A 23306-nucleotide genomic window follows, 5' to 3' on the forward strand; every position below is an offset into this window, starting at 1 on the left:
ACATTGCCTCCGGCGACTCACCGGAGGCTAAAATTATGGGTTCTGATTCGGCTGGTCGCCCATACGGCTGATCGTATCGAAGTATTGATCAATCGGCAGTCGGTATTGTTCGGGAGGAAGGCGACCTTGATCCTGAAGGAGGCCTTCCTTGAGTTCAGAGACCAGTCGGTTCCATGGTTTACGGTCCCCCGGTTTGAGTTGGTTGTCAGGATTTCTCATTTGGGCGATGCGGTCCTTGGCACGTTGCATCGCGGAGTTGCGTGCATTCTCCAACTGATCGCTCATCTGCTCTTTTTCCTGCTGGACAAGCTGACTCAACGACTGCGACGAACCTCCTTGACCAGATTGAGAACTGTCGGACTTGGGCGACATCCAGTCACTTTGTATCTGCATGTTGGTGGGACGAGAAGGAATTCCCAGTAGCTTTCGGAGCGGGTCTTCCTGTTCCAGAGAGGCAAGCAGTTCCTCCAGCGTCGGGTCCTGGAGAAGTTCTGCAATCGGGTCGCTCAAGGGAGCTTCATCCAGCTTCTTGGTCGTCTCATTGATGATGCGGTTATAGAGGTCCGTCGCCTGTCCGAAATGCTTCTGAAGTTCGATGAGGTTCGCCTGAGCAGTCTTGAGGTCGTCCTGCTTCAACGCGAAGGTTGTCGTCAACTGAAGAGGTTCGATCTTCTGATCGAGAAGTGTGAAGAGTTCCCGGACAGGAGCCTGGATCTCTGCAGGCAGCTCGGTGGTTTGCAGAGCAGTTGCCAGCGCCGTTTCCATCTGGGCCAGATCAGAAGTAAATTCCCGTGTCTCGGTCGCGAGTCGATACTCCTCGACGGAGAAGACATGAGAGAACCGGCTGGCATCGATGGCTTCCATTCTGCTGAGCCAGGCAATCGCCAGTTCGTTCAACTGACGCAGATCACCTAATCGATTCACGGCATGCATGGTGATCGCCGGGTTGTTATCGGACTCGCCGAACTTACGGATCTCAGCCCCGGCTGACTGCAGCTTCTGGAATAACTCGTTACCGTTCTCACGAAGGGCCTGCTGCTGAGCGAATTCATCAACACCGGGTTGTGCATCGGCTCCTTCTGCGGGCTTCTCAATGCCGATGTCCTGAAAGGCCATTGTCTCGGCATCACGCTGAACCTGACGAGCCTGAATCGTCAGATCATTCAGTTCATTCATGACCTGGGCGAGCGATTCATTGACGGGTTGATCGTCATCACGTTTCCTATCCTCGGCTGCGATCTTGTCGTTGTAATTGAGCGGCAGCCAGGTCATGAAGTCCTCCTGCAAGTCGGATGACTTCTGGGCGATCTCGGATGCTTCCAGCAGACGTCGTGGCTTGAGAGCCTGCTCGACCGATTCGCGTGTCTCATCGGTCGCGTTGTTGTAGGTGACGACGTCATCCGTAATGACTGATTGACGCTGAGCCAGCTTGGCCAGTTGCGCCCGCATGTCGAGACTTCCCTGACGGAAGCGATCCGCGAAGCGTTTCAGCAGCCGCGGATCTTCCGCAAGAATCCGGGCCAGTTCGGCTTTGAGTTCCTCTCTCTTGGCAAGAATCTCCTGAAGATGTTTGAGGTACTCCTCGTCGAGATCGTACTGAGCCATCTTACGCGGATCGAGTGGCTTGCCGCCGTTTTCCTGTTCCAGTTTTTGAAGCAACGCCATCGTCTCTTCGGTGTAGATCTGATGCATCTTCTCGACCTGCTCTGTCAACTCCGCAAGCTTGTACTCCCGTTTGACGCTTTCAAACTTCTGATTCAGTTCCGCAAGTCGCTCCCGAGCCCGCAAAACCAGCTGCCAGGCTGTCTTCACATTCCGATCACGTGCAGACTCTTCAACTTGGATCGCCGTCCAGACAGCATCCTGTGCAGGACTGATCTGAGCCTGACCAATGTCTGAGATTTGCAGACCAACGAAGGCATAAGGGGTCTCCTTCGTGCGTCCCATCAGTTCGGACACCAGCTTCTCGCAGGTTTCAAGGGCGGAATTCGAGCCGGTCAGCTGGCTATCAAAGTTGTCATTCCATGCCGTCCCCTGGGCCCGTTCCTCCATGACTAGCCGCAGACGGTTCTCCGCTGTCTGCAACAGCTCATCGAGTTGGTGAAGCGTCGGAGCAATTGCCTGCTCGGCTTTCGCACGAGACTGGCCTTCGTAAGAGCCTGCAAACTCATCGATCCTCAGCTTCATCTGAGGACTCGAACCCGACTGGGCCTGCTGCGTATCGAGAGTCCGCTTCTGCATCGAATCGGGTGGTGGAGTTGCTCCCTCGTTCGGTTGCCCTGATTCGCTGGGCTGTTTCTCGCTCTGGGCCATCTGAGAGGACGACGAAGCATTCGTCTGCTCGGAAGATTCTGACGGTTTTGATTCACTCGATGACGGCTGGCCGCTTGAGTCCGGTGAGTTCGCAGCCGTCATCTGCTCGGGCGATGCCTCGGCTTTTGTAGACGCCTCAGACACAGCAGGCTGTTTGTTCTCAGCCATCTGTTGTGAGTTGATGTTCAACTTCGATTGATCCGCATCACTCGAAGCGGGCTTTTCTCCATTCGCTGGAGAAGCCTGTGAATTCGATGGTACGGGAGATGACGACGCCGGCTTTTGATCAGGCGACTCAGACGGCGTGGTTGTGTTTTCTGCAGTTGGCTGCTGCGGCTTCTCACTCGGAGCAGACGCCATCGCCAGCTGCTGCTGGTCGTTCTTATTCTCGCCTGTCTGCGAATCAACATTTGCAGCACTCGGTTGCGAAGCTGTTTTAGGAGGCTGAGCATTCGCCATCTGCATCGATTGTTTGTCTGAACGATCCTTGCTGGCCAGCGACGTATCTTTCGTATCGTAAACACGCACTTCATAGGTCAGCGTCTGACCATCCTTGACATCCAGCTGCGAGAGATCAAGCTCGATCTTGCCGTTGACGGTCTCTTTGCCTGCCTTTTCGGCGAGGTCGATGGGCGTTGTCGTCGCGGTGATGTTCTCAGGGTTCTGAGGATCCTGCTGATAAACGACGAGTTCAGCAGCGGCAATCCCGAGGTCATCCTTCGCCTGGAACTCGATCTCGACCTTATCGTCAGGGCGGACAGCCGTCTCGTCAGAAGGCGTGACGATCTTGACGGATGGCTTGGCGTCAGCAATGAGATCAATGCGGCAACGAGGACGATAGTCATTTTCCAGCCCATGGGGCTCAACGAGCAGTGGCGTAAACTCGATCGGCGTCTGCAACAAACGACTACCGGTCAGCCAGCCATCAGGCTGCAAAGTCAGGTCAAGATGCTCGCCATTTTCAAGCAGCAGACGGGCCGTCTCGATCTTGGTATGAGTGAGGATGCGAACATCAAACTGACTCCCTTCCAGCGTCGAGGCTTTCCGTGGAATCCGGTCGAATGACTTGACTGGCTTCTCAGAATACACAGGCGGAGTCAGCGTAAGGACAGCCTGCGCGATCTCCGGCTTCTCGGCGACCGTGATTCCTTTCCATGCCGTCATCCCATCACCCGCCAGAACGCGGTACTCAAACGAAGCCTCTCGCTTGGGCAGGTTCCAGAACAGCTTGGACGGGTCGTCCTGATTGAGTTCGAGCATGGTCGTCGTGATGTCTGAAGACTCACTGGCTCGCAGCTGCAGCTCCGCTTCCCTGACGAGTTTTCCAGTCAGCTGGCCAGTGATCTTCAATGTATCTCCGCGGGCGATGACGTCAGGAGTTTCCTCAAGCTTGATCTTCGTCAGCGAAATCTGAGAGAACGGCAGAAAGAAGCGTGAGAGCAATAGCGAACCCTGCCAAGGGCTGACAATCCAGAACGTGATGAGCATGAACGCACCAATGCCCAGGACAACAGAAGCAAGCCGGAAGTCCTTCGAACTGACGATCTTCGCAGGGATAATCCTGGGCTCGTAATGAGTTGCCTCGCGTTCCAGTAATTGAGCCATGACGGGATGGACTTGTTTTGTGTACTGGTCACTGGCCGTGCCCAAATGCGTCAGAGTCTGCCAGCGTTCTTCGAGTTCCGGCATCGCGTGATCGACCGAGGCCGCCAGTTGCCCCAGACTGCGTCGGTACTGCCATGTTCGCAAACAGGCATACAGAAAGACGCCGCCAGTCACCAGCAGCGTCGTCAACGTCAACCCTGCTCGGATCGACGTACTACGAAAGGCGAGCTTCGAGTCGATGAAGATGGAAAGAGAAACAAGAATCAGCGAGACGCCGACCGCCGCCAGGATCGACGTACGAATGCCCAGCGCCAGATGCTTCTGCCGCACTTCGAGCAGCTTCTGATGCACAGAGTCGGGGAGCTGTCGGGCAGGTTGATTGGTGTTGTGCTGGGACATGGTAACGTCTCCGGGAAGGAGCGATGAATCGGGAAGGATTGCAAATCGAAGACAGAGTGAGCAGACGCTCACTGCTCGTCTTACAACAGGCCTTTTTGCTTGCGGACAAGCCATTCAAAACTGAGACAGCCAGCAATCAGCCACATCAAAGGCCAGCTGTTCCAGAGGGGAATGGTTTCGACCTGAGTTGTCACTTCGGGATCGAAGTTCGTCATGCGGAAGAGTTCGGGAATCGCCAGCGGAGAGATCACCTGTCCGCCAGTCGTTGATGAAATCTGTTCGAGCAGTGGAAGGTTTAGCTCTGTGTTGATCATCTCAGTATTGAGGAGTTCTTCAACCGCGATCAGGGTATCGACCTTTGCCTTACTTGCATCCTGCTGAGACAACAGCGACGCCACAAGCGACCCTTCGGGCTCGATGTGATAGACACCCGCACGCAGCTTCTCAAAGACGGCTCGATAAAGTCCCGGAACTTTCTCATCTTCGTGGAGAGGGATCGACGCGACAATGTCATCGTCCGATTTGGCATGCACATGCGCATCCGCAGCTCGGACAGGTTGTCCACTCGCATCCGTCAGACGAACCGTGACCGTGACGTCCTCACCGCGCGAATAGCGAGTCTTATCCGTCTGCATACGCACCAGTTCAGTGCCAGTCGAGAGATCTGCCGCCGTCAGCCAGCGCAGGAGTTGCCCCCAGAAACGATGATGGTACTTGTCACCCTGCCTGAATCGCAGCGTATAACTGGAAGGGGATGCCAGAAAGACGACATGCCCCTTGCCCACGCGCTGCCACGAAACATAGCTGCCGATCGTAGCAAGACCTGGAAGCTGCGAGGCCTCGATCGATGCCTGTCCCGCTGGCAGAAGCTTCACATCCGCCAGACTGCGGGCCGATGGCTTGAGCTGATGATAATTCGACATCGACGTCAGCGGGATCTTCGTGTAGATCTGATGCCACAACTCGCGACTCTGCGGCAGCGAATCAGCGATCAGCATCGCAGGATGCGTTTCCCCTTCCGCAGTCAATTCGACAGCATAACTCGACGCAGGATTCAGCATGGTCGGCCCGCGTGTCACAGGCAGCAGTCGCGCCAATGGAAAGTCCGCAAAGCTCTGCGGCATCTGCTCGGAGCCGCCAATGAGGATGACTTTCCCGCCGCGTTCGGTGACATAGGTATTGAGCTGGGCTTGCTGTTCACTGTTGAGCTGCTCAAGCGTCAGATCGCCCAGGATGACAACATCATAAGTCGCCCAGGCCTCGAGCGTCCGAGGCAGCCCGCCTCCATTGAGCGCAAGGTCGCCAGTCAATTGCAGACGTGGTTGAAACAGCGCTTCATCATGTTCAACGTGTGAATCGCGTCGAAACAGTTGCTGCAGGTAACGGAACTCCCAGCGTGGATAGTTATCAGCCAGAAGAATACGAAGCTTATCCCGAATCACTTCCACAGAAACGGCCACTGCATTGTTCTTGGTCGTCACTTCATCGGCGACCTGCTCGACGTTGACTTCGTACTCGCTGCGTCCAAGTACTTCCGTTGGCACCTGGAAGCTGATGCGGTGATCCATCTCAGCAGCTGCTACGTCAAATGATTGTGACTGGATGACCTGCCCGAGCTTGATTAGATTGACGGTCACTGTCTCCCCGGCACAGTCATAAGCAGACACAATCGCACGAATGACAGCCTGGTCCCCCTGCACAACCGTCGGCGGTGCAGAGATACGATGCAGGATGACATCGCGCCTTGACGCAGAATTCCCGATCGGAACCGTATAAATCGGAAGTCCATCGAGCTGCTTGGCAAGGTCTCCCGGCAGCTGCTTGGAATCCTGATTGTGTCGACCTTCCGTAATCAGAATGGCAAACCGAAATCGCCGCGTCAGCATCTCACGCTGCAGACTTTCAAGGGCTGCAGAAAGATCAGTCCGGGCCGTGTCGCTGTCATTGGGCTCCTGACGGAACGAGATAGGACGATAGACACTGGCTTTCTCTCCCGCCGGACGGTTCAGCAGTGACTCGCTCCAGCTGACAGGTTCAATCAGATGCTCCGGCGCTTCATCGAAACTGACACGACTGATCTGAACATAACCCGGCAGTTTCCCCAGAGTTGATGCTTCGAGTTGGTCGAGGCAGCTGGCAATCAGCTCGCGACGAGTCGGGGCAGCCGCCAGTTGCGAGGAGGAAACCGGAGTAATCGCGATCTGAGACTGCAGGTACACGCGCTGCAGTCGTTTGAGTTGATCATGAAGCAGACCAATGCTCGTGGAGAACGTCTCGAACTCTGCGAGCTCGTGAGCAGCATCCCGGTTCTCATCATCGTCGGAAGGAGCAGCCAGTTTGTGACGAGCAAACCCATCAATCTGACCGCGAAAAGTCGCGAGCACGTCGCCCGCTATTTCAGATGTCGCGCTATCCCCGTCGAGTTGTGTCAGTCCGGAAAGAAGTTCTCCCGTACGAGACACTTCGCTCGTCAGATGAGTCACCAGTGACTGCAGCGTCTGAGTTGATGCGTGCTGGAGAACCGCATTGTGATACTGCTGACAAAGCTGATTCAGATGCCCCGTGTGAAGCAGCGACTGGTCCATCGAAACAAGACCGGGATTCACAGACTCCTCGTCAGTAAGAGCTTTCCAGGCGAGCATCTCTGCAGTGACGAGCGTATCGCTCACGTCCATACTCGGACTGCGATCCACGAGAATCGCGATCGACTGTGTCGACTGATTGCTCGTCTCTTTAATACGAGCAGGCTGCAGCAGCATCCAGAAAATAGCAATCAACGCAGTGACACGAGTCAACAGAAAAGCGCCCTGCCAGAACGTCCCCAGAACTCGCCTCTCGCGCAGAATCATCCATGCGATAACAGCGACCGCAAGGACAAAGAGGATCGCACTCCCGAGATCGCCAAACGGCGAATCAAAGGAGAGCGATTGCTGGGCGATCAGGAACATCATGAGTCACTCGTGGTAGGTTCGTTCGATAGAGGAAGGTCGTTAAAGGTCAAACGCGGGCGGCATAACCAAATCGCGAGACGGAGGCACGAGACGAAAGAAACAACTCCAGCAGAAATGCCATCAGAAGACACACTAGGGCAGCCGTCCAGAGCGGCGTCTTCCCGCGATCGTTCGGTGAGGCATCCAGCTTGGAAGCGATCAAAGCAGCGGCTTGCGATGGAACACCATCGGGATCCAAATCATGCCAAACAACCCCGGAAAGGTCTGCCAGTATCGAAGTCTGTTCCCCCTGGAAATTCCCAAGCCGCGACTCAAAGGCATCCCGCGCGACGACATAAGAATATCGACCAACAGGAACCCCTCGTTCATCCGCGTCCTGCCCCTTCGCCGAAAGTACAATCTGATAAGTACCGGGAAGCTGAGTCAGCGAATAACTGCCGGTCAGCAGCGTGTCATTCGACTGTGAATTCAGCGGCGATTCGACTTCCGAAGGATCGATAACGAACCCCTGAAGCGAACGAGGTTCAGGCACATCGCCTTTCCCAGCAGGCATCGTCTGTCGTGTCGAATCATAACGACAGATCAGCGACTGCCCCGGAAGGACGTTGTACTGAATCCCCTTGGGCGACGAGAGATAGGAAAGCCAGTCATTGATCATCACAACAAACGACTTCGTCAACGGCAGCGTACTCCACTTTTCGTCCAGAGGCAGGTTCAGGCAGACGACCCGTCCTTTTCCCACATACGACTCAATCGCCATCGGCGTCCCGCTTCCACTCTTGAGCAGGACCCGATAGTCATGGGCAGACGCCGTCGGCTTGAATTGAAACTCGCGAAAGACCTGGACCTGATCAATATCCAGACGCTGCGTATCACTGAGCAGCATCAATGCCGGGTGGCTGCTATCAGGTGGATGGACTTCTCCGGTCTGGCCTGGCTCTCGACCATAATCCTTCAGCCCCTTGAGCGCACAGGGAACAAGCCCCGACCCTCCCGCAACGAACTGACGGTTGAACAGATCGGGATCCGTCTGCTGCCCCAGAGTGATCCACAGCCCACCTCCTGCGTCCACGAATCCACGCAGCTTATTCATCACATCGTCGCGGACATCGCCCGTTACCCCCAGCAGCAAGACCACCTGAAAAGGATCGATCGACATCTCCGCCAGTTCTCTCATCGATACCAGCTTCGGACGAAAAACCGATTGCCAGCTCGCGAGCTGATCACTGCGCGCCGTCCCCAAAGCCGCCTGAATAAAAGCCGCCTCGTTGGTCTGGTCAAGCTCCGCTTCATCCGACGTGACAATCAACACCGGAAGTTCATCAACAATCTCAATGGCAAGCGACGCTTCATCATCCAGCGAGAGAACATCATCCGCTTCCAACTGACACGTAACAACATGCACACCCGCATCTGCCAATTGATGAACCCACCGCTGAGATCGAGATTCGCCCGGCTCGATGCCTTCAAACTCCGTACGTGCCTGTTCAACGCCATCGACTTTCCAGACAGCAGTTCCAGGTTGGCTGACGAGTTGGCCGGTATTTTCGATCTCAGCCAGAAATGCCAGCGGCTGCGTCGGGCTGGTCCGCGTTGCAGAACTCGTCATTCGAGCAACCGATAAATTGACGTACGCCTCGCGATCAACCGGGCAGGTCATCGCCGTGATCGGCAACGGCGGCTGACGCTTCTGTGTCGCTTCAATCAACTGCTGCCAGCGATACTGTGCTTCGAGGTTCCAGCTTTCCGGTTGCTGATCGGAGAGAACAAAGACCTGCCCACTGTGAATCGATCGATCAACCGGCATCGTCGTGACGGCCTGCAGAGAATCGAGAAGCCGAGTCGTCCCCTGCGTCGGCTTGAGCTTGTCGATCCGGGCGAGGATCGCATCCCGATTGTCACTCGTCATCCGCAGCGGTTCATCGCTCATCGGACGACCGCCCGAAGATGCCAGGATCACCTGCAGATCCGTCTGCGGATTCAAACGCGTGATAATCTCCTTCGCCTGCGTGCGCAATGTATTGAAGACCGTATTTCCAGAAGCGAGACGAAAGTCAGTCGAGAGAGAATCGTCCAGAAGAATAACAATCATCCGGTTCGCACTTCCCGACGAGAACGGATTCGAATTCATCAGAGGACGTGCAAGAGCAAAGACAAGAGCCGCCAGCGCGAGACATCGCAATATCAGAATCAGATAGCGCTCCAGATCGCGCCACCAGTTCCCCCGCGGCGCGTCCTGCATCAGAAAGCGCATCGCCCCCCAGGGGATCGTGTCCCGCTGCTTGCGATGATAAAAGTGCAGCGCGACCGGGATCGCCACGATCGGCAAGGCAAACAGGAATAGGCCGCTGAGAAAAGTCATTTGTCAGAATGTTTCACAAGGATGATGGAAGATTCGTGAGCCGATGTGACGAATCAACCAGAGCGGCGTTTCTGTTTGGTTTGGAAGGCTCGCTTGCGGAGGTAATAAGCCAAGCCATCCCCCAAGTCGGAATCAGTCGTCAAGGTCCCCAGATCGCAACCCAGGTCAGTCGCGAGCTCTTTGAGTTTGTCACGGTGCTGCTGCATGCGCTCCAGGTAAATCGGACGAATCGCCCCCGGGTCAACATCAAGCCAGCGCGAAGGAGCTTCCAGATCTTCAAAACGGGCTCGATACCGGAAGTCGAAGTTGATCTCTTCCGGTGCCAGGATCTCGAACATCAATACGTCATGGCCACGGGCAGCAACATTCGAAAGTCCCTCTTTGAGTTCTGGCAGACTGGTGAAGAAGTCGGAAATGACGATCACCATCCCCTTTCGCTTGAGTTGCGGCAGAAGCTGATTGAGAATCAACCCGACACGCGAAGCCCCATGCGCAGGTGTCGCAATCAGCGTCTCCATAATCAACTGGAGATGCCCGGGACTCTGGCGAGGTTTCAGGAACGTCTGCAATCCCCCACCAGCAATCGCCACCGCGACACTATCCCGCTGACGGACAAACAGTCGCGACAGACAGGCCGTCAGCAGACGGGCATAGTCGAACTTCGTCACCGTCGAAAGACCGAACTTCATCGACCCGCTGACATCAAGAACAATGAGCGCCTGCAGGTTGGTCTCATCATCATATTGCTTCACGTAATACCGGTCATTACGGGCAAACAGCTTCCAGTCGAGACGACGCAGATCATCCCCAGCCGAATACGGCCGATGCTCCGCGAAATCAGTGCAGCCCCCTTTATGAGTCGAACGGTGCTTCCCCGACAGAACTCCGTTGACCGTTGTCTCGGCCAGGATCTCCAGGTGATTGACCTCGAGTAGCGCCTTGGCATCAAACAGATCCTGGGTCGTCATCGTCCCTGAAGGCGCAGGAGCCGATGGCGTGGCTGGCGTAGGCGAGCCGGTCAGCTTGCCGCGCAGCGAATCGAGAAAGGATTTGGCCCGGGATTGACTCACATGACATTCCGTTTAAAGAGTCGAACAGCGAATGAAAAAGCCTGAGCTGACGGAGGTGGCCAAGCGACGCCAAGAAGGTGCGGCCCGCGATGCTTAACCGTCCCCCGTGCAACTCAGTTGGATTGCTTCCGGGCGTTCTTGAGCAACGCCGCAATGATGTGATCGGGATCGAAACCTTTCGCTTCGGCATTGAAGGTCGGAATAATGCGATGCCGCAAAACCGGAAACGCAACCGCTTCAATATCACCCGTCGTCGCATGGTGACGCTGATGCAGAAGTGCCCGCGCTTTGGCTGCCATAATCAACGCAATACTCGCACGAGGACCGCCTCCATATTGAATAACGTCTTTCAGTTCTGCAGGCATCAAGCCTTCTCCCGGACGACTCATCCGGACAAGATCGATCGCATACGAATAGACATGATCGGCCACGATGACCTGACGAACCAGCGCCTGCATCGTGTGCAGGATCTCGCTGTTGATGATCGGCTTCACCTGATAACGGTAATTGGTCGTCTGACGCCGACAGATCTCATGCTCCGCTTCCCTTGAGGGATACTTCACATGGATCTTCATGATAAAGCGATCCAGCTGCGCTTCGGGCAGTGGATACGTTCCCTCGACTTCAATCGGGTTCTGCGTCGCCAGGACGAAGAACGGATCTGGCAGTTGATAGGTCTTCCCCGCAACAGACAACTGACGCTCTTCCATCGCCTCCAGCAGCGCGCTCTGCGACTTCGGCGGAGTTCGGTTGACCTCATCAGCCAGCAGAAAGTTGCTGAAAATCGGCCCCTGGATAAATCGGAAGACTCGCTTCCCCGTCGTCTTGTCTTCCTCCAGAACTTCTCCCCCGGTGATGTCCGTCGGCATCAGGTCAGGCGTGAACTGAATGCGAGAGAAATTGAGCTCCATCAATCCCGCCAGCTTGGAGATCAGCATCGTCTTGGCAAGGCCCGGCATCCCCTGGAGAATGCAGTGCCCTTTGCAGAGAATCCCGATGACGAGTTCCTCAATGACGCTGTCCATCCCCACAATGACGTGGCTGAGTTCCTTCTTGATCTGCTCGTAATAACCATACTGCTGCTTGATGACAGCAGAAAGCTGCTCGGGGTCGCGGATGTCCGAAGGATGCGGACTGACTGTGGACATAGAAGATCCGTCTTTCAAGGGGTGGAAAGGCTCAAGGCTTCATTGACGTCGATCAAACTATCTTTGTTACTATCCAACTGGGCGAACTGTTCGTCGCTACCTAGAAATTCCGACCGAGATAAGTCGCCATCTTTATTCTCATCCATGCCCACAAACCATTCTGGTGCACTGGCTGAAGGTGATTCCAGACTCCCCGGACGCTGCAAACTCACCGGCTGATTCAGAACATCGTCGACCATCGGACCTGTCGCAAACGCAAGTCGCACAGGAACTTTGACCTCCAGCGGCATCAAACGTCCATCTTTGTTGGCATCCAGAGAGGCTATGACACTGAGAACCTGACTTTGTTCGCGAACCGAAAGTCGACGATCGCCATCAGTATCAAGCAGTCGAAACAAAGGAAAACCATCAAGCGCCGCGCCAACAGATATCTGCCCGAGGAGCTTCGTCTGCCAGTCACTCGACGAACCGGTCCATGACGAAATTTCCATCAATGTCGAGTCCCCCTCAACAACCAGCGTCTGGCCGAAAACTTTCGAACTGACGGATTGGCCTGTCGACAAAAGCTTCAGCGTCGACTTGCGAGCGACATCTGTATGGAAATCGACTCGCAACACGAGGTCCGCAGGCAGCGTCAACAACTGAGAAATGCCCAGCGACTCACCCGCTTTCAGTCCCTTCGATTCCAGCCAGCGAGAGTAACTGCTCGATCTTTCTGCCACCTGAGATTGATAAGGCTTCGAGAACGAGCGGCCAGCTAACTGGCGATTCTTCAACATCGAGGCATCAATCGCCACCAGTTCCAAAGGCCAGTTGAACAACGGCGCGATGTGCGTCAACTTGCCCGCAGCCGCCAGCAATTCCTGCTCTTCCAGGATCTGATTGCGATTCACATCAGCCTGCAAAATCAACGAAGGAAGTTTCTCAAGTTCCGTCGCATCGAGCATGTCATCACGGTTGCTGTCCACCAGCTGCCACAGCGGAGCAACCCGACCGCGTTTGACGGTATAGCTCTGATTCAGCGTGAGCAGCGTCGGGCCAGGAACCAGTTGAGCAAGCAGCCAGCGAAGTTCTTGACGCTCAGGAGCAGTTGGCTTACCGGCGACCATCTGACGTAACTTGTCGATAGCCGGGGTCCGTGTGAGGTCAGCGGTTGAATCAGTCTGTGCGGTTGATGCCGCACGCTCCCGATCGAGCGCCTCGTGAAGCAGGTCCTCTCGAAGCTTTTCATACGCCTCCCCGTTCGTAAAGATCGCCACATCGACAATCAGCGGATGATCCGGAGCAATCAGTACGTATCGGACGAACGGGTTCGCAGCATCGACTTCTTCTGGCACTGTCCAGTCACTGCTGAAGCCTTGCCGATAAGGCTCTAAAGGCCCCGGTTCCAGCGGGCTAAGCATCATGGGACTAGCCGACATCATCGGAGCAGCTTGCGGCGACGCGTAGCTTTGAGCATCCACCGTCAGGACCGCCGGCTTCTCAGCCCACATGTCCCAACGCGAAATTCCAAGAGCGGGATCACCCGCATAAAGCACAGGCATCAACGACGCAATGAGCAGATACGCGATCAACCCACGCCCAAGCGGCGCGGAGGATCGCGTAGCAGTCATCAGGTTGTCCGGTAGCCTGTGCATCATCAAGGTTGGCCCGAAGAGATGTTGATTGGCCGACGAAAGGTGGACGTATCATCCTACGAAAAGAGTTCCAGCGAGGATGACAAAAATACACAGTTTATCGCCGACTTTTCGCGAACTTTTGCCTCCGTGAACACGGTTCAAAACAAAACTTGGAACGTTTGCAATGATCGTTACAACGACACTACTCACCTCAACAATTCAGCAATCGGTGACATCTCGACAATCGGCGTCGGTCGCCCCAGGCTCGACATCAACTTTGTCTCAGGTGAAACACCGACCGACTGACAGAGAGTCGCGAGAACATCAAGAACCCCAGTTTTCTGATCGACAACATCCATCCCGTCCTCGCTCGTCTTGCCGTAAACCTGGCCCGTCTTGATCCCGCCCCCCGCAAACACACACGACCAGGCACGTGGAAAGTGATCGCGCCCCGCCTGAGCGTTGATCTTGGGAGTCCGTCCGAATTCGCCCATCCACAGAATCGTCGTCGATTCCAGCAGCCCACGTTCTTTCAGGTCGTCCATCAACGACGCCCAGCCATTGTCGAGATCTCGGGAAAGGTCTTTGATCGCGTTGAAATTATCAGCATGCGTATCCCACCCGAATGCACCACCATTGGTACTGGAGAGAGAGACCTCAACGAAACGCACCCCTCGTTCAACCAGGCGTCTGGCAAGTAAACATCCTTGCCCAAACAGCCCGTACCCATACTTCTTACGCGTCTCATCTGTCTCCCTCGACAGGTCGAAGGCATCCGCTTCCTTACTATGAATCAGTCGCAGCGTGTTCTCATAAACCACCTGATGCGCCCCGACCGAAGACCCCTGATGCGACGTCGCGAAATCCTGCTGCAGCATCTTCCACATCGACAGCCGACGCTCAAGCTGGTCCGACGTAACACGCTCCGGCGGCTTGATGGCATCCACTTTCAACTGAGCAAACGTCGGATTGTCACCTCCACTGCCGGGCATACCGGAGACCATCAACGGTGAGTACTTCGGACCAAGATAACCGGGACCAGACGCATTCCGCCCTAGAAAATCAACCGGGGAAACACTCACATACGGCGGCAACGCCACGCTGTCTGACGCCAGTTGACTCGCCAGAGCCGAACCCATCGAGGGGTAATCAATCATCCCCATCGGCGGGTATCCCGTCTTCATCAACTGCGTACCCCGTTCATGGTCCCCTTCCTTAGTACTCAGACTGCGAATGATGGCAAGATCCCGGCCATGCCTGGACAGCCGCGGCAAGTGCTCGCTGAAACTCAAACCAGGAACATCCGTCTGAATCTCCTTGAATTCTCCCCCATTCGCATGCCCCGGCTTCAGGTCGAACGTATCGATCTGACTGGGCCCGCCACTCATCCACAGCAAAATACACTGATGCGGTTTCGAACTGCTTGCAGATGCTTCGTGCAACGCTGCATGAGCCAGTTTGGGAAACCACCCACTGGCGCTGACTCCCATCATGCCCGCCAGACTCGATTGCAGAAACAGACGTCGGTGAGGAGCGATCGTCAGCATAGTAGTTGCTCCGTGAAGACAGTGAGAAATTCAGACGTCGACATAGATCGGAAAGTGATGTGATTGATTGACAATCAGTGATTGAACGTGAACTCCGGTGAGTTGAGCAACGCCCAGTAAAGATCCGCCCAGAAAGCCTTTCTGGCCGTCTGATCTTTGTGGCTCGACAGCATCTCCCGAAGATGCTCCATCTCTTCCGGACGAGGCTTACGAGACAACGTCGCGAGGTACAGCGTTTCCACTCGCTGACTGTCCGTAAAAAACGGAGCCGACAAAGAGGTCAGCACACCCCCAATCGCCAGGTCCGTCGCATCGCTGATCAAAACGCCGTTCATCATCGTCAGCGCCTGCGGAATCCCTGCCTGATAATCGACAGCAGATCCCGTTGTCTGAAACTGCGAAATGAACTGCAATCTCGCATTACTCCCCAGCCGCAGTAGTCCTGCCTGATCCGCCCCTGCCTGACTCATCTCGCGATGCGTCGCGATCGCGATGCAATCATAAAGCTGCTCAGCTGTCAGCGTCTTAAGGCTCATTTGAGCAAATGCCTTTGCTCGTTCGTCCGATCGCGTCGGCGACTGGCTGGAAAGCTGATAAGCCTTCGTGTTGATGATCGTGACGACCAGATTTCTCAGGTCATAATCAGTCTGAATAAAATAGAGCGCCAGCGCATCCAGCAGCTCCGGTATCTGAGGAGGATTGTGAACCCCCATATCATCAACCGGATCAACAATTCCGCGCCCGAACAGCTGAGCCCAGACCCGATTCACCGCCGCCTTGGCAAACTGGTGATTGTTTCGAGACGTCAGCCAGACGACAAACGCCTCCCGTCGACTCAGTTCCTGAGTCTCTGACTCAGCATTCATCGACGACCGGAACACGTCCCCCATCAGGTAACGAGGCGGGATCACTTCATCCGTCTCAGGCAGCATGACGTCGCCGCGGTTATTGTCTTTGACCTGCAGCAGCGGGGAGAGCATTTCCATCTTCCCCTCCGGCTTGGAAATGCGAGAGAAAAACGCAGCCAGCCCCCAGAACTCATCCTGCTTCCAATGGTCAAAAGGATGATCGTGACACTGCGCGCAATCGATCCTCATCCCCAGGAATGCACGCGATGTCTGCTTGGCGATTTCATCCGGCTTGAGCTGCAAAGCCGTAAAGAACAGGACCGGACCAGATTCGTTGACCCGTCCACTCGAAAGCAGCAGTTCCCGAACGAGTTCGTCATAAGGCGTATTCGCGTCAAACTCTTCCTGCAGCCACCGCTCGAACGACTCGGTCCCGCCAAACGCCGACAGATCAGCGGTCGCGGGCAAAAGCGCCCTCCGCCACACGTTCGCCATATGCGACGAAAAATCGGGATGCTCCAACAGCGTCTCGATCAATTCCCCACGACCCGTTTCTGGCCCCCGTTTGTGATGGGTTCGCAATTCCGCAACCGTCGGAATCCGTCCAAGCAGGTCGAGATAAAGTCGTCGCGTCAGTTCCTCGTCAGAAGCCGCTTCTGCTGGAGTCAGCCCATGAGATTTCCAGCTGTCCGACAGGATTTGATCAATCCGCTGGGACATCTCCGGGGAGGTTGACGGAACCTTCAGCGAAGCAGAAATGGCATCGATAAGCGGCGTCGGGGCAGGTCGATCAGGATCAGCAGCCTGAACATCCCCGTGCAAAATCATGAAGAATGTGAGAAGACCGCCAACGAAGATCCGTCGGGCTACGCTTGCCCATCGCGATTGATAAGATCGGCTCATCACCAGTCCTCCGTCTGACAGGATGATCAATCTGACAATGTGATCAAAACGAACTGAAGAGATGTCTGTGAAGTGGATGACAGGGAATGTCTTTACACTGCAGAATAACCGACCTGCAAGAACAGACCTATGAAATTCCGAACGCATCGATAAAATTTCACGAATACTTCCGCCGATACTGCTGTTAGATACCTTTGTTGAGTCATTCGAAATCGCAGCGAAAGAAGTATCAATTCTGGCTTCAATACCTTGCGAATTGCTCATCACGGAATGAAGGTGACCCCTATGTGTCGACCAGTCCTCTATTTGCTGCTCGTCACCATCACACTGCTCGGTTCCCTGAATTCCGCTCAGGCCCAGAAGAACGGCAAGAAAAGAGCCGAGAACAGAGCCGCTGCCGCAAAAGGCCGCCTCCCTCAGCACACCGCTGACCTGAACGTTCGCAGGAACATTGTCCCGGTTGAACCTGCCCGCAAAGCAGACGCCATCAAAAGCGCCGCCAAAATCGATCTCCTGATCGAAAAAGGCTTGGTCGCCAACAACCTGCAACCCAATTCCATGACAGACGACGCCCAGTTCGTGCGTCGCGCTTATCTGGATATTGCCGGCACGATCCCGACCGCCGAGCAAGCCGAGTCGTTCATCCGACGCTCAGGGGAAGACAAGCGCGCCGGAACGATCGATATGCTCCTGAATTCCCCCGGCTATGTCAGCAACTCCTACAACTACTGGGCCGACATCCTCCGCATCGTCGACCGCGAAGGCAATAACAACGAACTTCAGCTGTTCGGCGAATGGGTCAAGAACTCCATTTCCGACAACATGCCCTACGACGAGTTCGTCAACGAAATGGTCGCAGCCGAAGGAACCGTCCTCGCCAACCCCGCAGCCGGTTATCACATCCGCGACCTCAACATGCCGCTGGATAACCTCAACAACACCGTCCGCATCTTCCTCGGGACCCGCATCGGCTGTGCCCAGTGTCACAACCACCCCTTTGATCGCTGGACTCAGAAAGAGTTTTACGAACTGGCTGCCTACATGGGCGGGCAGGAATACCGCGGCAACAACAACCGCAAAGAACTCAATCAGATGGCTTCCCGCAACAAGCCAAAGGACGCCACCGACTGGCTGTACGACAAAATCGAATACAACTCCCGCGAAGCGGGCCAGATTCGCAATATGATGAACAACAACCGTCGTGTGCTGTCTGAAAATGCGAAAAAGAATCTCACTCTGCCACATGATTACGCCTACGACGATGCGAAACCCAAATCAGTCGTCCAACCCGCCACACTCTTCGGAGACTCTCCTCTCCCCAAAAAGGGTGAATCCCGTCGCGAGATCCTCGCCAACTGGATGACCTCACCCGACAACCCTCGCTTCACCACGACGATCGTCAACCGCCTCTGGAAACGCGTCATGGGCGTCGGCCTGATCGAACCGGTCGACGACATGATGGATTCCACCGTCGCCTCAAACCCGGAACTGCTCGACTATCTGGTCTCCGAGATGAAGCGTCTCGATTACAACCAGAAGGAATTCCTGCGAATTCTCTACTACACCAAGACCTATCAGCGTCAGGCCTGTTTCGATGACCTCGCAGCGACCGAAGATTATTACTTCCCCGGCCCGATCCTACGTCGTATGTCCGCTGAACAAGCTTGGGATTCACTGTTGACCCTGACGATCCCCAACCCGGATGCCTATGTCCGCCCCAGTTTTCAGCCGATGTTTGAGATCCTGGATCTCAGCGAAGTCGATTCATCGCAAGACCTCCTCGACAAATACGCTGCTCTCGAAGCCTGGCGTAAAGAACTCCGCAAAGGCGAAGATTCATCCAAGTACAAAGGCATCCTCCTGGCCCGGGCCTCCGAACTTCCATCCCCTCTGCCTCAAAACCACTTCCTGCGACAGTTCGGCCAAAGTGACCGCGAAGAAATTTCCGCCAGTCACACAGAAGGAACCGTCCCTCAGTTGCTCACCATGTTCAACGGCATGGCGACTCACATGATGCTCGAAGCTGGTTCCGTCATTCATTCGGAAGTCACCAAGGTTCGCATCCCGGATAAGCAGGTCGATCGAATCTTCCTGTCGATTCTCGGACGCCACCCCAGCGAAGAAGAACGCAAAATCGCATTGAAGGAAATCAACGAAAGCGGCGCCACCGGCCACGGCAACGTCATCTGGTCGCTGCTCAACACCCGCGAGTTCCTCTTCATTCAGTAACATGATCCCCCTTCCTTAATGGGCGCAGAATTATGTCCCTTCTCCCTTGAGGGGAGAAGGTGCCCGAAGGGCGGATGAGGGTGGGGCCTAGGCACGAAAAGACTCACAATACGTAACACGCCCAAGGCAACACTCTCCATTTCCAATCAACATCCAAACCGATCACTAACAAGCCAGGCCCATACCATGGATATGTCTTACCTCCGCCAGGTTGATCCCGTCTCACGACGAAACATGATGAAGGTCGCTGCCCAGGGAATTCTGGGAGTCAGCTTCCTCTCATTCTCAGGCTCGCTGACGGCCGCTGCCGACCCCAAAGGCGGGAAAGTCAAACCCGGCAAAGCCAAACAGGTCATTTACTTCTATCTCAGTGGCGCGATGAGCCACCTTGATAGCTTCGATCCCAAACCGGGCACCGAAGTCCAGGGCGAGACCAAAGTCATCGACACCAACCTCACCGGTGTGAAGTTCTCCGAGTACTTCCCCGAGATGTCGAAGATGGCCGATCAACTCGCGATCATCCGCTCCATGAACACCCAAACCGGCGACCACGAACAAGCTCGCTATCTGGTCCGCACCAGCCAGAAACAAATCGCCAGCATCAAGCACCCGACGATGGCCTCCTGGGTCCAAAAGGTTAAAGGTCAGATCAGCCCGACTCTGCCTCCATCGGTTCAAATTGGTGGCGGTGGCGAAGGCCCCGGCTACCTGGGTGCTCAGTACGCCCCCGTCCCGATCGCTGCCCCGGAACGTGGTCTCGAAAACACCAAGAGTCCGGCCTACCTGGCAGAAAACCAGTTCGACCGTCGCATGATGCTCTCGGCTGCCTTTGATCGTCAGTTCAAATCCAAAGCGTCCAAATCAACGCCGATCCAGAACTACGACACCCTGTACGAAGACGCGATCAAGCTCCTCAAAAGCGATGAACTCAAAGCCTTCGACATCACTCAGGAAAGCCAGGAAACCCGCACCCGTTACGGCAAGTCCCGCTTCGGCCAGGGTGCCCTCCTCGCTAAACGTCTGATTGAACACGGTGTCCAGTTTGTCGAAATCTCTGGCGGTAACTGGGATATGCACAACGATCTCAATGATCGCTTCGCCGTCTCAGGTCCAGAACTCGATCATGCCTTCACCACGTTGATGGCCGACTTGAAAGCTTCTGGACTGCTCGAAACCACATTGGTTGTCATCGGCACCGAATTCGGCCGCAAACCCCAAATCAACCAGAACGCCGGTAGAGACCACCACCCGGCAGCCTTCTCTTGCGTTCTAGCTGGGGCAGGGATCAAAGTCGGTCAGGTCTACGGCACCACCGACGACAAAGGCTTCTACGTCGAAGAAGATGGCGTCGAACCCGGCGGATTCAATGCCACCATCGCAGCGACTCTGGGCATCCCTCACGACCTGGAAATCATCTCCCCAGAAGGTCGCCCCTTTACAATCGGCAATGCAGAGAAAGCCATCGAGAAACTGCTGGCTTAATCACCTGATCTTTATGGACAATTCAAGGCACTCGTTGATACAACGGGTGCCTTTTTTCATGCCAGAAAGCCCGACGATGAAGATTCAATGCCCCTGCGGAGAACTCGTCTTCGTGAACATGGACTCCAGCAAGTACTGCTGGATGACAGGTCCGGACTGGAGGCAGTTACTCGATACAATTGATCACGAAGTCGAGGCAATAAAAGATCCGTCCATGGCAGAACAAGCCATCATGCGCATCCGCAACGCGGCGACAAGCAGATTCGTCTGGGAGTGCACGCACTGCAAACGACTCATGACACTGAAAAATGGGGAAGCAGTGTTTTTACGCATCGAAGCCTCATCATGACCAACCAGCTTCTGAATGTGAAATCCTCCTCATAATCGAGGCGGAGGTCTCCATCAGACCCGTCGCAAACTTGAAACATCCCGCTGGTTATGTCAGGATGGCCACACCGACAATTGTCTCAACGACATTCGTCAAAAACTCATTCATATGGCTCCGATGTGTCGACGATGTGTCCGTCGCTTCACGCGTTCTAAGGCCATCATTCTCTCACCCGCCACATAGCCTGTCTTGTGCCCCACCCAAAGGCTGACTGATGAAATCTCTGCTCGCCGCCGGCGCTCTCCTGCTTTGTTCGACATCTCTTCTCGCCGACGATCCCGTCCGCGATCTGCAGACGCAAGCCATCGACAATAACCAGTCCGATTTTGGCCACTGGGGTTGGGAAAAAGACAAATATACGTTGTGGGGCTCGCACTCCAATCGCCTGATCCCGGTCTATACCTTCGGCACCGTCGATGCTCCCAAAGGCCAGCGTCTTGAAGACTACATGGGCACCAACAGCCTGTATCGCGATGAACAGAAAATCGAGCACCTTTACGGTCAGGTCTCTGCTGGCACGCTGAACCCGAATGCCATCTACATGGATCAGACCAACATCTTCGACCTCCAGCACGAAGCCGTCAAAGCAGGCCGTAAGCACGTCATCCTCATCGTCTTCGACGGCACCGACTGGCAGACCACCCGCGCAGCGAGCATCTACAAGACCGGCAAAGTCGCTTACGAAGAAGGCCGCGGCTCTGGTCTTCACGTCCAGGATTACAACGCCGGCGGCAATACACAATTCGGCTACATGGTCACCAGTCCCTATTTCGACGACGCCAAAACTAACGTCGACGAGCAGACTGCCAAACGAGACAAAGATGCCCTCTCAGGCGGCTACAACACCAACCTCGGCGGACCATTTCCGTGGTCGAACCCCAGCGACATTCTCTACCCCGTCGGCAAAAGCGAAGACAAAGCCACCGCTCACGCCTACACCGATTCTTCAAGCTCAGCCACGAGCATGACTGCTGGATACAAAACGTATAACCAGTCAGTCAACGTCGACGTCAACGGCAAGCAACACGAAACCATCGCACACATCGCTCAGAAGCTGGGTTACAAAATCGGAGTCGTGACCACCGTCCCGATCAGCCACGCGACCCCGGCAGCCGCTTATTCGCACAACGTCTCCCGCGATGATTTTCAGGATCTGACCCGCGATCTTCTCGGACTACCGTCGATCAGCCACCCGACTGACCCGTATCCCGGCGTCGACGTCCTCATTGGCTGCGGGCACGGTATCAAGCGGGTCAAAGACAACGGACAAGGCGAGAACTTCGTCCCCGGCAATCCTTATCTGACCGAAGAAGACTTGCTCAAGATCGACCAGCGAGCCGGTGGCAAATACCTCGTCTGCCAACGCACCGCAGGTGCCTCCGGTGGAGACCTGCTCCTCTCAGCCGCGGACGATGCCATCGAGACGAACAAGCGTCTCTTCGGCTTCTTCGGTACGAGCAGTTCACACTTGCCATTTCAGACAGCAGATGGAAATTTCAACCCGACTTTAGGCCGGACCAAGAAGACAGAAGAATATACACCCGAAGATATCCGCGAAAACCCGACCCTGAGTCACTTCACATCCGCAGCTCTGAAAGTTCTGTCCGCTAAAGACGAGCCGTTCTGGCTGATGGTCGAAGCAGGGGATGTCGACTGGGCCAATCACGACAACAACATCGATAATTCCATCGGCGCCGTCCTCAGTGGCGATGACGCCGTGAAGACCGTCACCGACTGGGTCGAGAAAAACAGCAACTGGGAAGAAACCCTCCTCATAGTCACAGCAGACCACGGACATTACCTGGTCATCGACAAGCCGGAACTGCTGATCCCGAGTAAAATGCCCGAATCGACGGAAGAATAATGCACCTGAACCCGACGAGTGATTCCCTCGAAAACTCGTCGGGGGCCAATGTCCATCCGGCTTGTCTGTCCGATGATGACCTGCTCAACGTCTGCCAGATGCGAACGCAGCGAGGCTCCGGCCCCGGCGGCCAGCATCGCAACAAGACCGACACCGCAGTCTGCTTCACGCATCTGCCCACCGGCATCCTCGGAGAAGCAACCGAAGCACGCCAGCAGCTTGAGAACCGCGACAATGCCTTGAAACGTCTGCGCATCGAACTGGCCCTCTTTGTCCGCAAAGAACCAAGCGTCACGACCTCCTCCTTGTGGAAAAACCGCTGCGACGGCGGAAAACTGAAGATCAACCCTGTCCACCGCGACTTCGGCGCCATCCTCAGCGAAGCACTCGACGTCGTGTCCGCCTATCCTGACGACTGGAAACTCGCCTGCGAAAGACTCGCCATCTCCTCGTCACAGCTCATTAAACTCCTCAAGCTCGAACCCCGCGCGTTCCAGATGGTCAACCAGATGCGCCGCAACCACAACCAGCGCCCCTTCCACTAAACGACGGTCACTTCTGATTGTAGGGTGCCGGTG

At 55.4% G+C, this 23306-nt stretch carries 13 protein-coding genes; 5 read left to right on the forward strand and 8 right to left on the reverse strand.

Annotated features, from left to right (window positions below; all coding sequences use genetic code 11):
• Positions 1 to 33: 33 nt before the first annotated feature.
• The 8 genes from SH248x_RS05790 to SH248x_RS05825 form a co-directional block, all read right to left on the reverse strand.
• The gene (locus tag SH248x_RS05790) at positions 34 to 4317 is read right to left on the reverse strand and encodes a coiled-coil domain-containing protein (protein WP_459557563.1); all 4284 of its coding nucleotides are present in this window, start codon (positions 4315 to 4317) and stop codon (positions 34 to 36) included.
• An 80-nt stretch (positions 4318 to 4397) separates the two neighbouring features.
• The gene (locus SH248x_RS05795; RefSeq protein ID WP_459557564.1) at positions 4398 to 7268 is read right to left on the reverse strand and encodes a hypothetical protein; all 2871 of its coding nucleotides are present in this window, start codon (positions 7266 to 7268) and stop codon (positions 4398 to 4400) included.
• Positions 7269 to 7314: 46 nt separating this feature from the next.
• Positions 7315 to 9630, reverse strand: a complete 2316-nt coding sequence (locus tag SH248x_RS05800) for a BatA domain-containing protein (protein WP_459557565.1) — start codon at positions 9628 to 9630, stop codon at positions 7315 to 7317.
• A gap of 53 nt (positions 9631 to 9683) precedes the next feature.
• On the reverse strand, positions 9684 to 10700 hold the full coding sequence (locus tag SH248x_RS05805; RefSeq protein WP_459557566.1) for a DUF58 domain-containing protein: 1017 nt from the start codon (positions 10698 to 10700) through the stop codon (positions 9684 to 9686).
• 113 nt (positions 10701 to 10813) lie between these two features.
• Entirely contained in the window at positions 10814 to 11848 is a 1035-nt protein-coding gene (locus SH248x_RS05810) for an AAA family ATPase (protein ID WP_459557567.1), read from the reverse strand.
• A 14-nt stretch (positions 11849 to 11862) separates the two neighbouring features.
• Positions 11863 to 13461, reverse strand: coding sequence for an EF-hand domain-containing protein (locus SH248x_RS05815; RefSeq protein WP_459557568.1), 1599 nt, complete (start codon positions 13459 to 13461; stop codon positions 11863 to 11865).
• A gap of 212 nt (positions 13462 to 13673) precedes the next feature.
• The gene (locus tag SH248x_RS05820; protein ID WP_459557569.1) at positions 13674 to 15014 is read right to left on the reverse strand and encodes a DUF1501 domain-containing protein; all 1341 of its coding nucleotides are present in this window, start codon (positions 15012 to 15014) and stop codon (positions 13674 to 13676) included.
• A 74-nt stretch (positions 15015 to 15088) separates the two neighbouring features.
• A complete protein-coding gene (locus tag SH248x_RS05825; RefSeq protein WP_459557570.1) occupies positions 15089 to 16765 on the reverse strand; it encodes a DUF1549 and DUF1553 domain-containing protein in 1677 nt (558 codons plus the stop codon).
• 285 nt (positions 16766 to 17050) lie between these two features.
• On the opposite strand from SH248x_RS05825, the gene SH248x_RS05830 reads away from it, so the two are divergent.
• The 5 genes from SH248x_RS05830 to SH248x_RS05850 all read left to right on the forward strand — a co-directional run bounded on the left by SH248x_RS05830 (position 17051) and on the right by SH248x_RS05850 (position 23273).
• Entirely contained in the window at positions 17051 to 18994 is a 1944-nt protein-coding gene (locus SH248x_RS05830) for a DUF1549 and DUF1553 domain-containing protein (RefSeq protein WP_459557571.1), read from the forward strand.
• Between the two features lie 186 nt (positions 18995 to 19180).
• Complete coding sequence (locus SH248x_RS05835; protein WP_459557572.1) at positions 19181 to 20476, forward strand: DUF1501 domain-containing protein; 1296 nt, start codon at positions 19181 to 19183, stop codon at positions 20474 to 20476.
• A 58-nt stretch (positions 20477 to 20534) separates the two neighbouring features.
• Positions 20535 to 20825 (forward strand): hypothetical protein, encoded by a 291-nt coding sequence (locus tag SH248x_RS05840; protein ID WP_459557573.1) that lies wholly within the window; start codon positions 20535 to 20537, stop codon positions 20823 to 20825.
• A 253-nt stretch (positions 20826 to 21078) separates the two neighbouring features.
• Positions 21079 to 22728: an alkaline phosphatase gene (locus tag SH248x_RS05845; protein WP_459557574.1), complete on the forward strand. Its 1650-nt coding sequence runs from the start codon at positions 21079 to 21081 to the stop codon at positions 22726 to 22728.
• Complete coding sequence (locus tag SH248x_RS05850; protein ID WP_459557575.1) at positions 22728 to 23273, forward strand: peptide chain release factor family protein; 546 nt, start codon at positions 22728 to 22730, stop codon at positions 23271 to 23273. Before SH248x_RS05845 ends, SH248x_RS05850 begins: the two co-directional genes overlap by 1 nt.
• Positions 23274 to 23306 lie beyond the last annotated feature (33 nt).

This window comes from Lacunimicrobium album (assembly GCF_052161635.1).
Lineage (GTDB): Bacteria > Planctomycetota > Planctomycetia > Planctomycetales > Planctomycetaceae > SXPC01.

Bases quoted from the DNA above. Each gene is read 5' to 3' on its own strand.
- SH248x_RS05790 (WP_459557563.1), bottom strand. From the start codon at position 4,317: ATGTCCCAGCACAACACCAATCAACCTGCCCGACAGCTCCCCGACTCT.
- SH248x_RS05795 (WP_459557564.1), bottom strand. From the start codon at position 7,268: ATGATGTTCCTGATCGCCCAGCAATCGCTCTCCTTTGATTCGCCGTTT.
- SH248x_RS05800 (WP_459557565.1), bottom strand. From the start codon at position 9,630: ATGACTTTTCTCAGCGGCCTATTCCTGTTTGCCTTGCCGATCGTGGCG.
- SH248x_RS05810 (WP_459557567.1), bottom strand. From the start codon at position 11,848: ATGTCCACAGTCAGTCCGCATCCTTCGGACATCCGCGACCCCGAGCAG.
- SH248x_RS05815 (WP_459557568.1), bottom strand. From the start codon at position 13,461: ATGACTGCTACGCGATCCTCCGCGCCGCTTGGGCGTGGGTTGATCGCG.
- SH248x_RS05820 (WP_459557569.1), bottom strand. From the start codon at position 15,014: ATGCTGACGATCGCTCCTCACCGACGTCTGTTTCTGCAATCGAGTCTG.
- SH248x_RS05825 (WP_459557570.1), bottom strand. From the start codon at position 16,765: ATGAGCCGATCTTATCAATCGCGATGGGCAAGCGTAGCCCGACGGATC.
- SH248x_RS05830 (WP_459557571.1), top strand. From the start codon at position 17,051: ATGTGTCGACCAGTCCTCTATTTGCTGCTCGTCACCATCACACTGCTC.
- SH248x_RS05835 (WP_459557572.1), top strand. From the start codon at position 19,181: ATGGATATGTCTTACCTCCGCCAGGTTGATCCCGTCTCACGACGAAAC.
- SH248x_RS05840 (WP_459557573.1), top strand. From the start codon at position 20,535: ATGCCAGAAAGCCCGACGATGAAGATTCAATGCCCCTGCGGAGAACTC.
- SH248x_RS05845 (WP_459557574.1), top strand. From the start codon at position 21,079: ATGAAATCTCTGCTCGCCGCCGGCGCTCTCCTGCTTTGTTCGACATCT.
- SH248x_RS05850 (WP_459557575.1), top strand. From the start codon at position 22,728: ATGCACCTGAACCCGACGAGTGATTCCCTCGAAAACTCGTCGGGGGCC.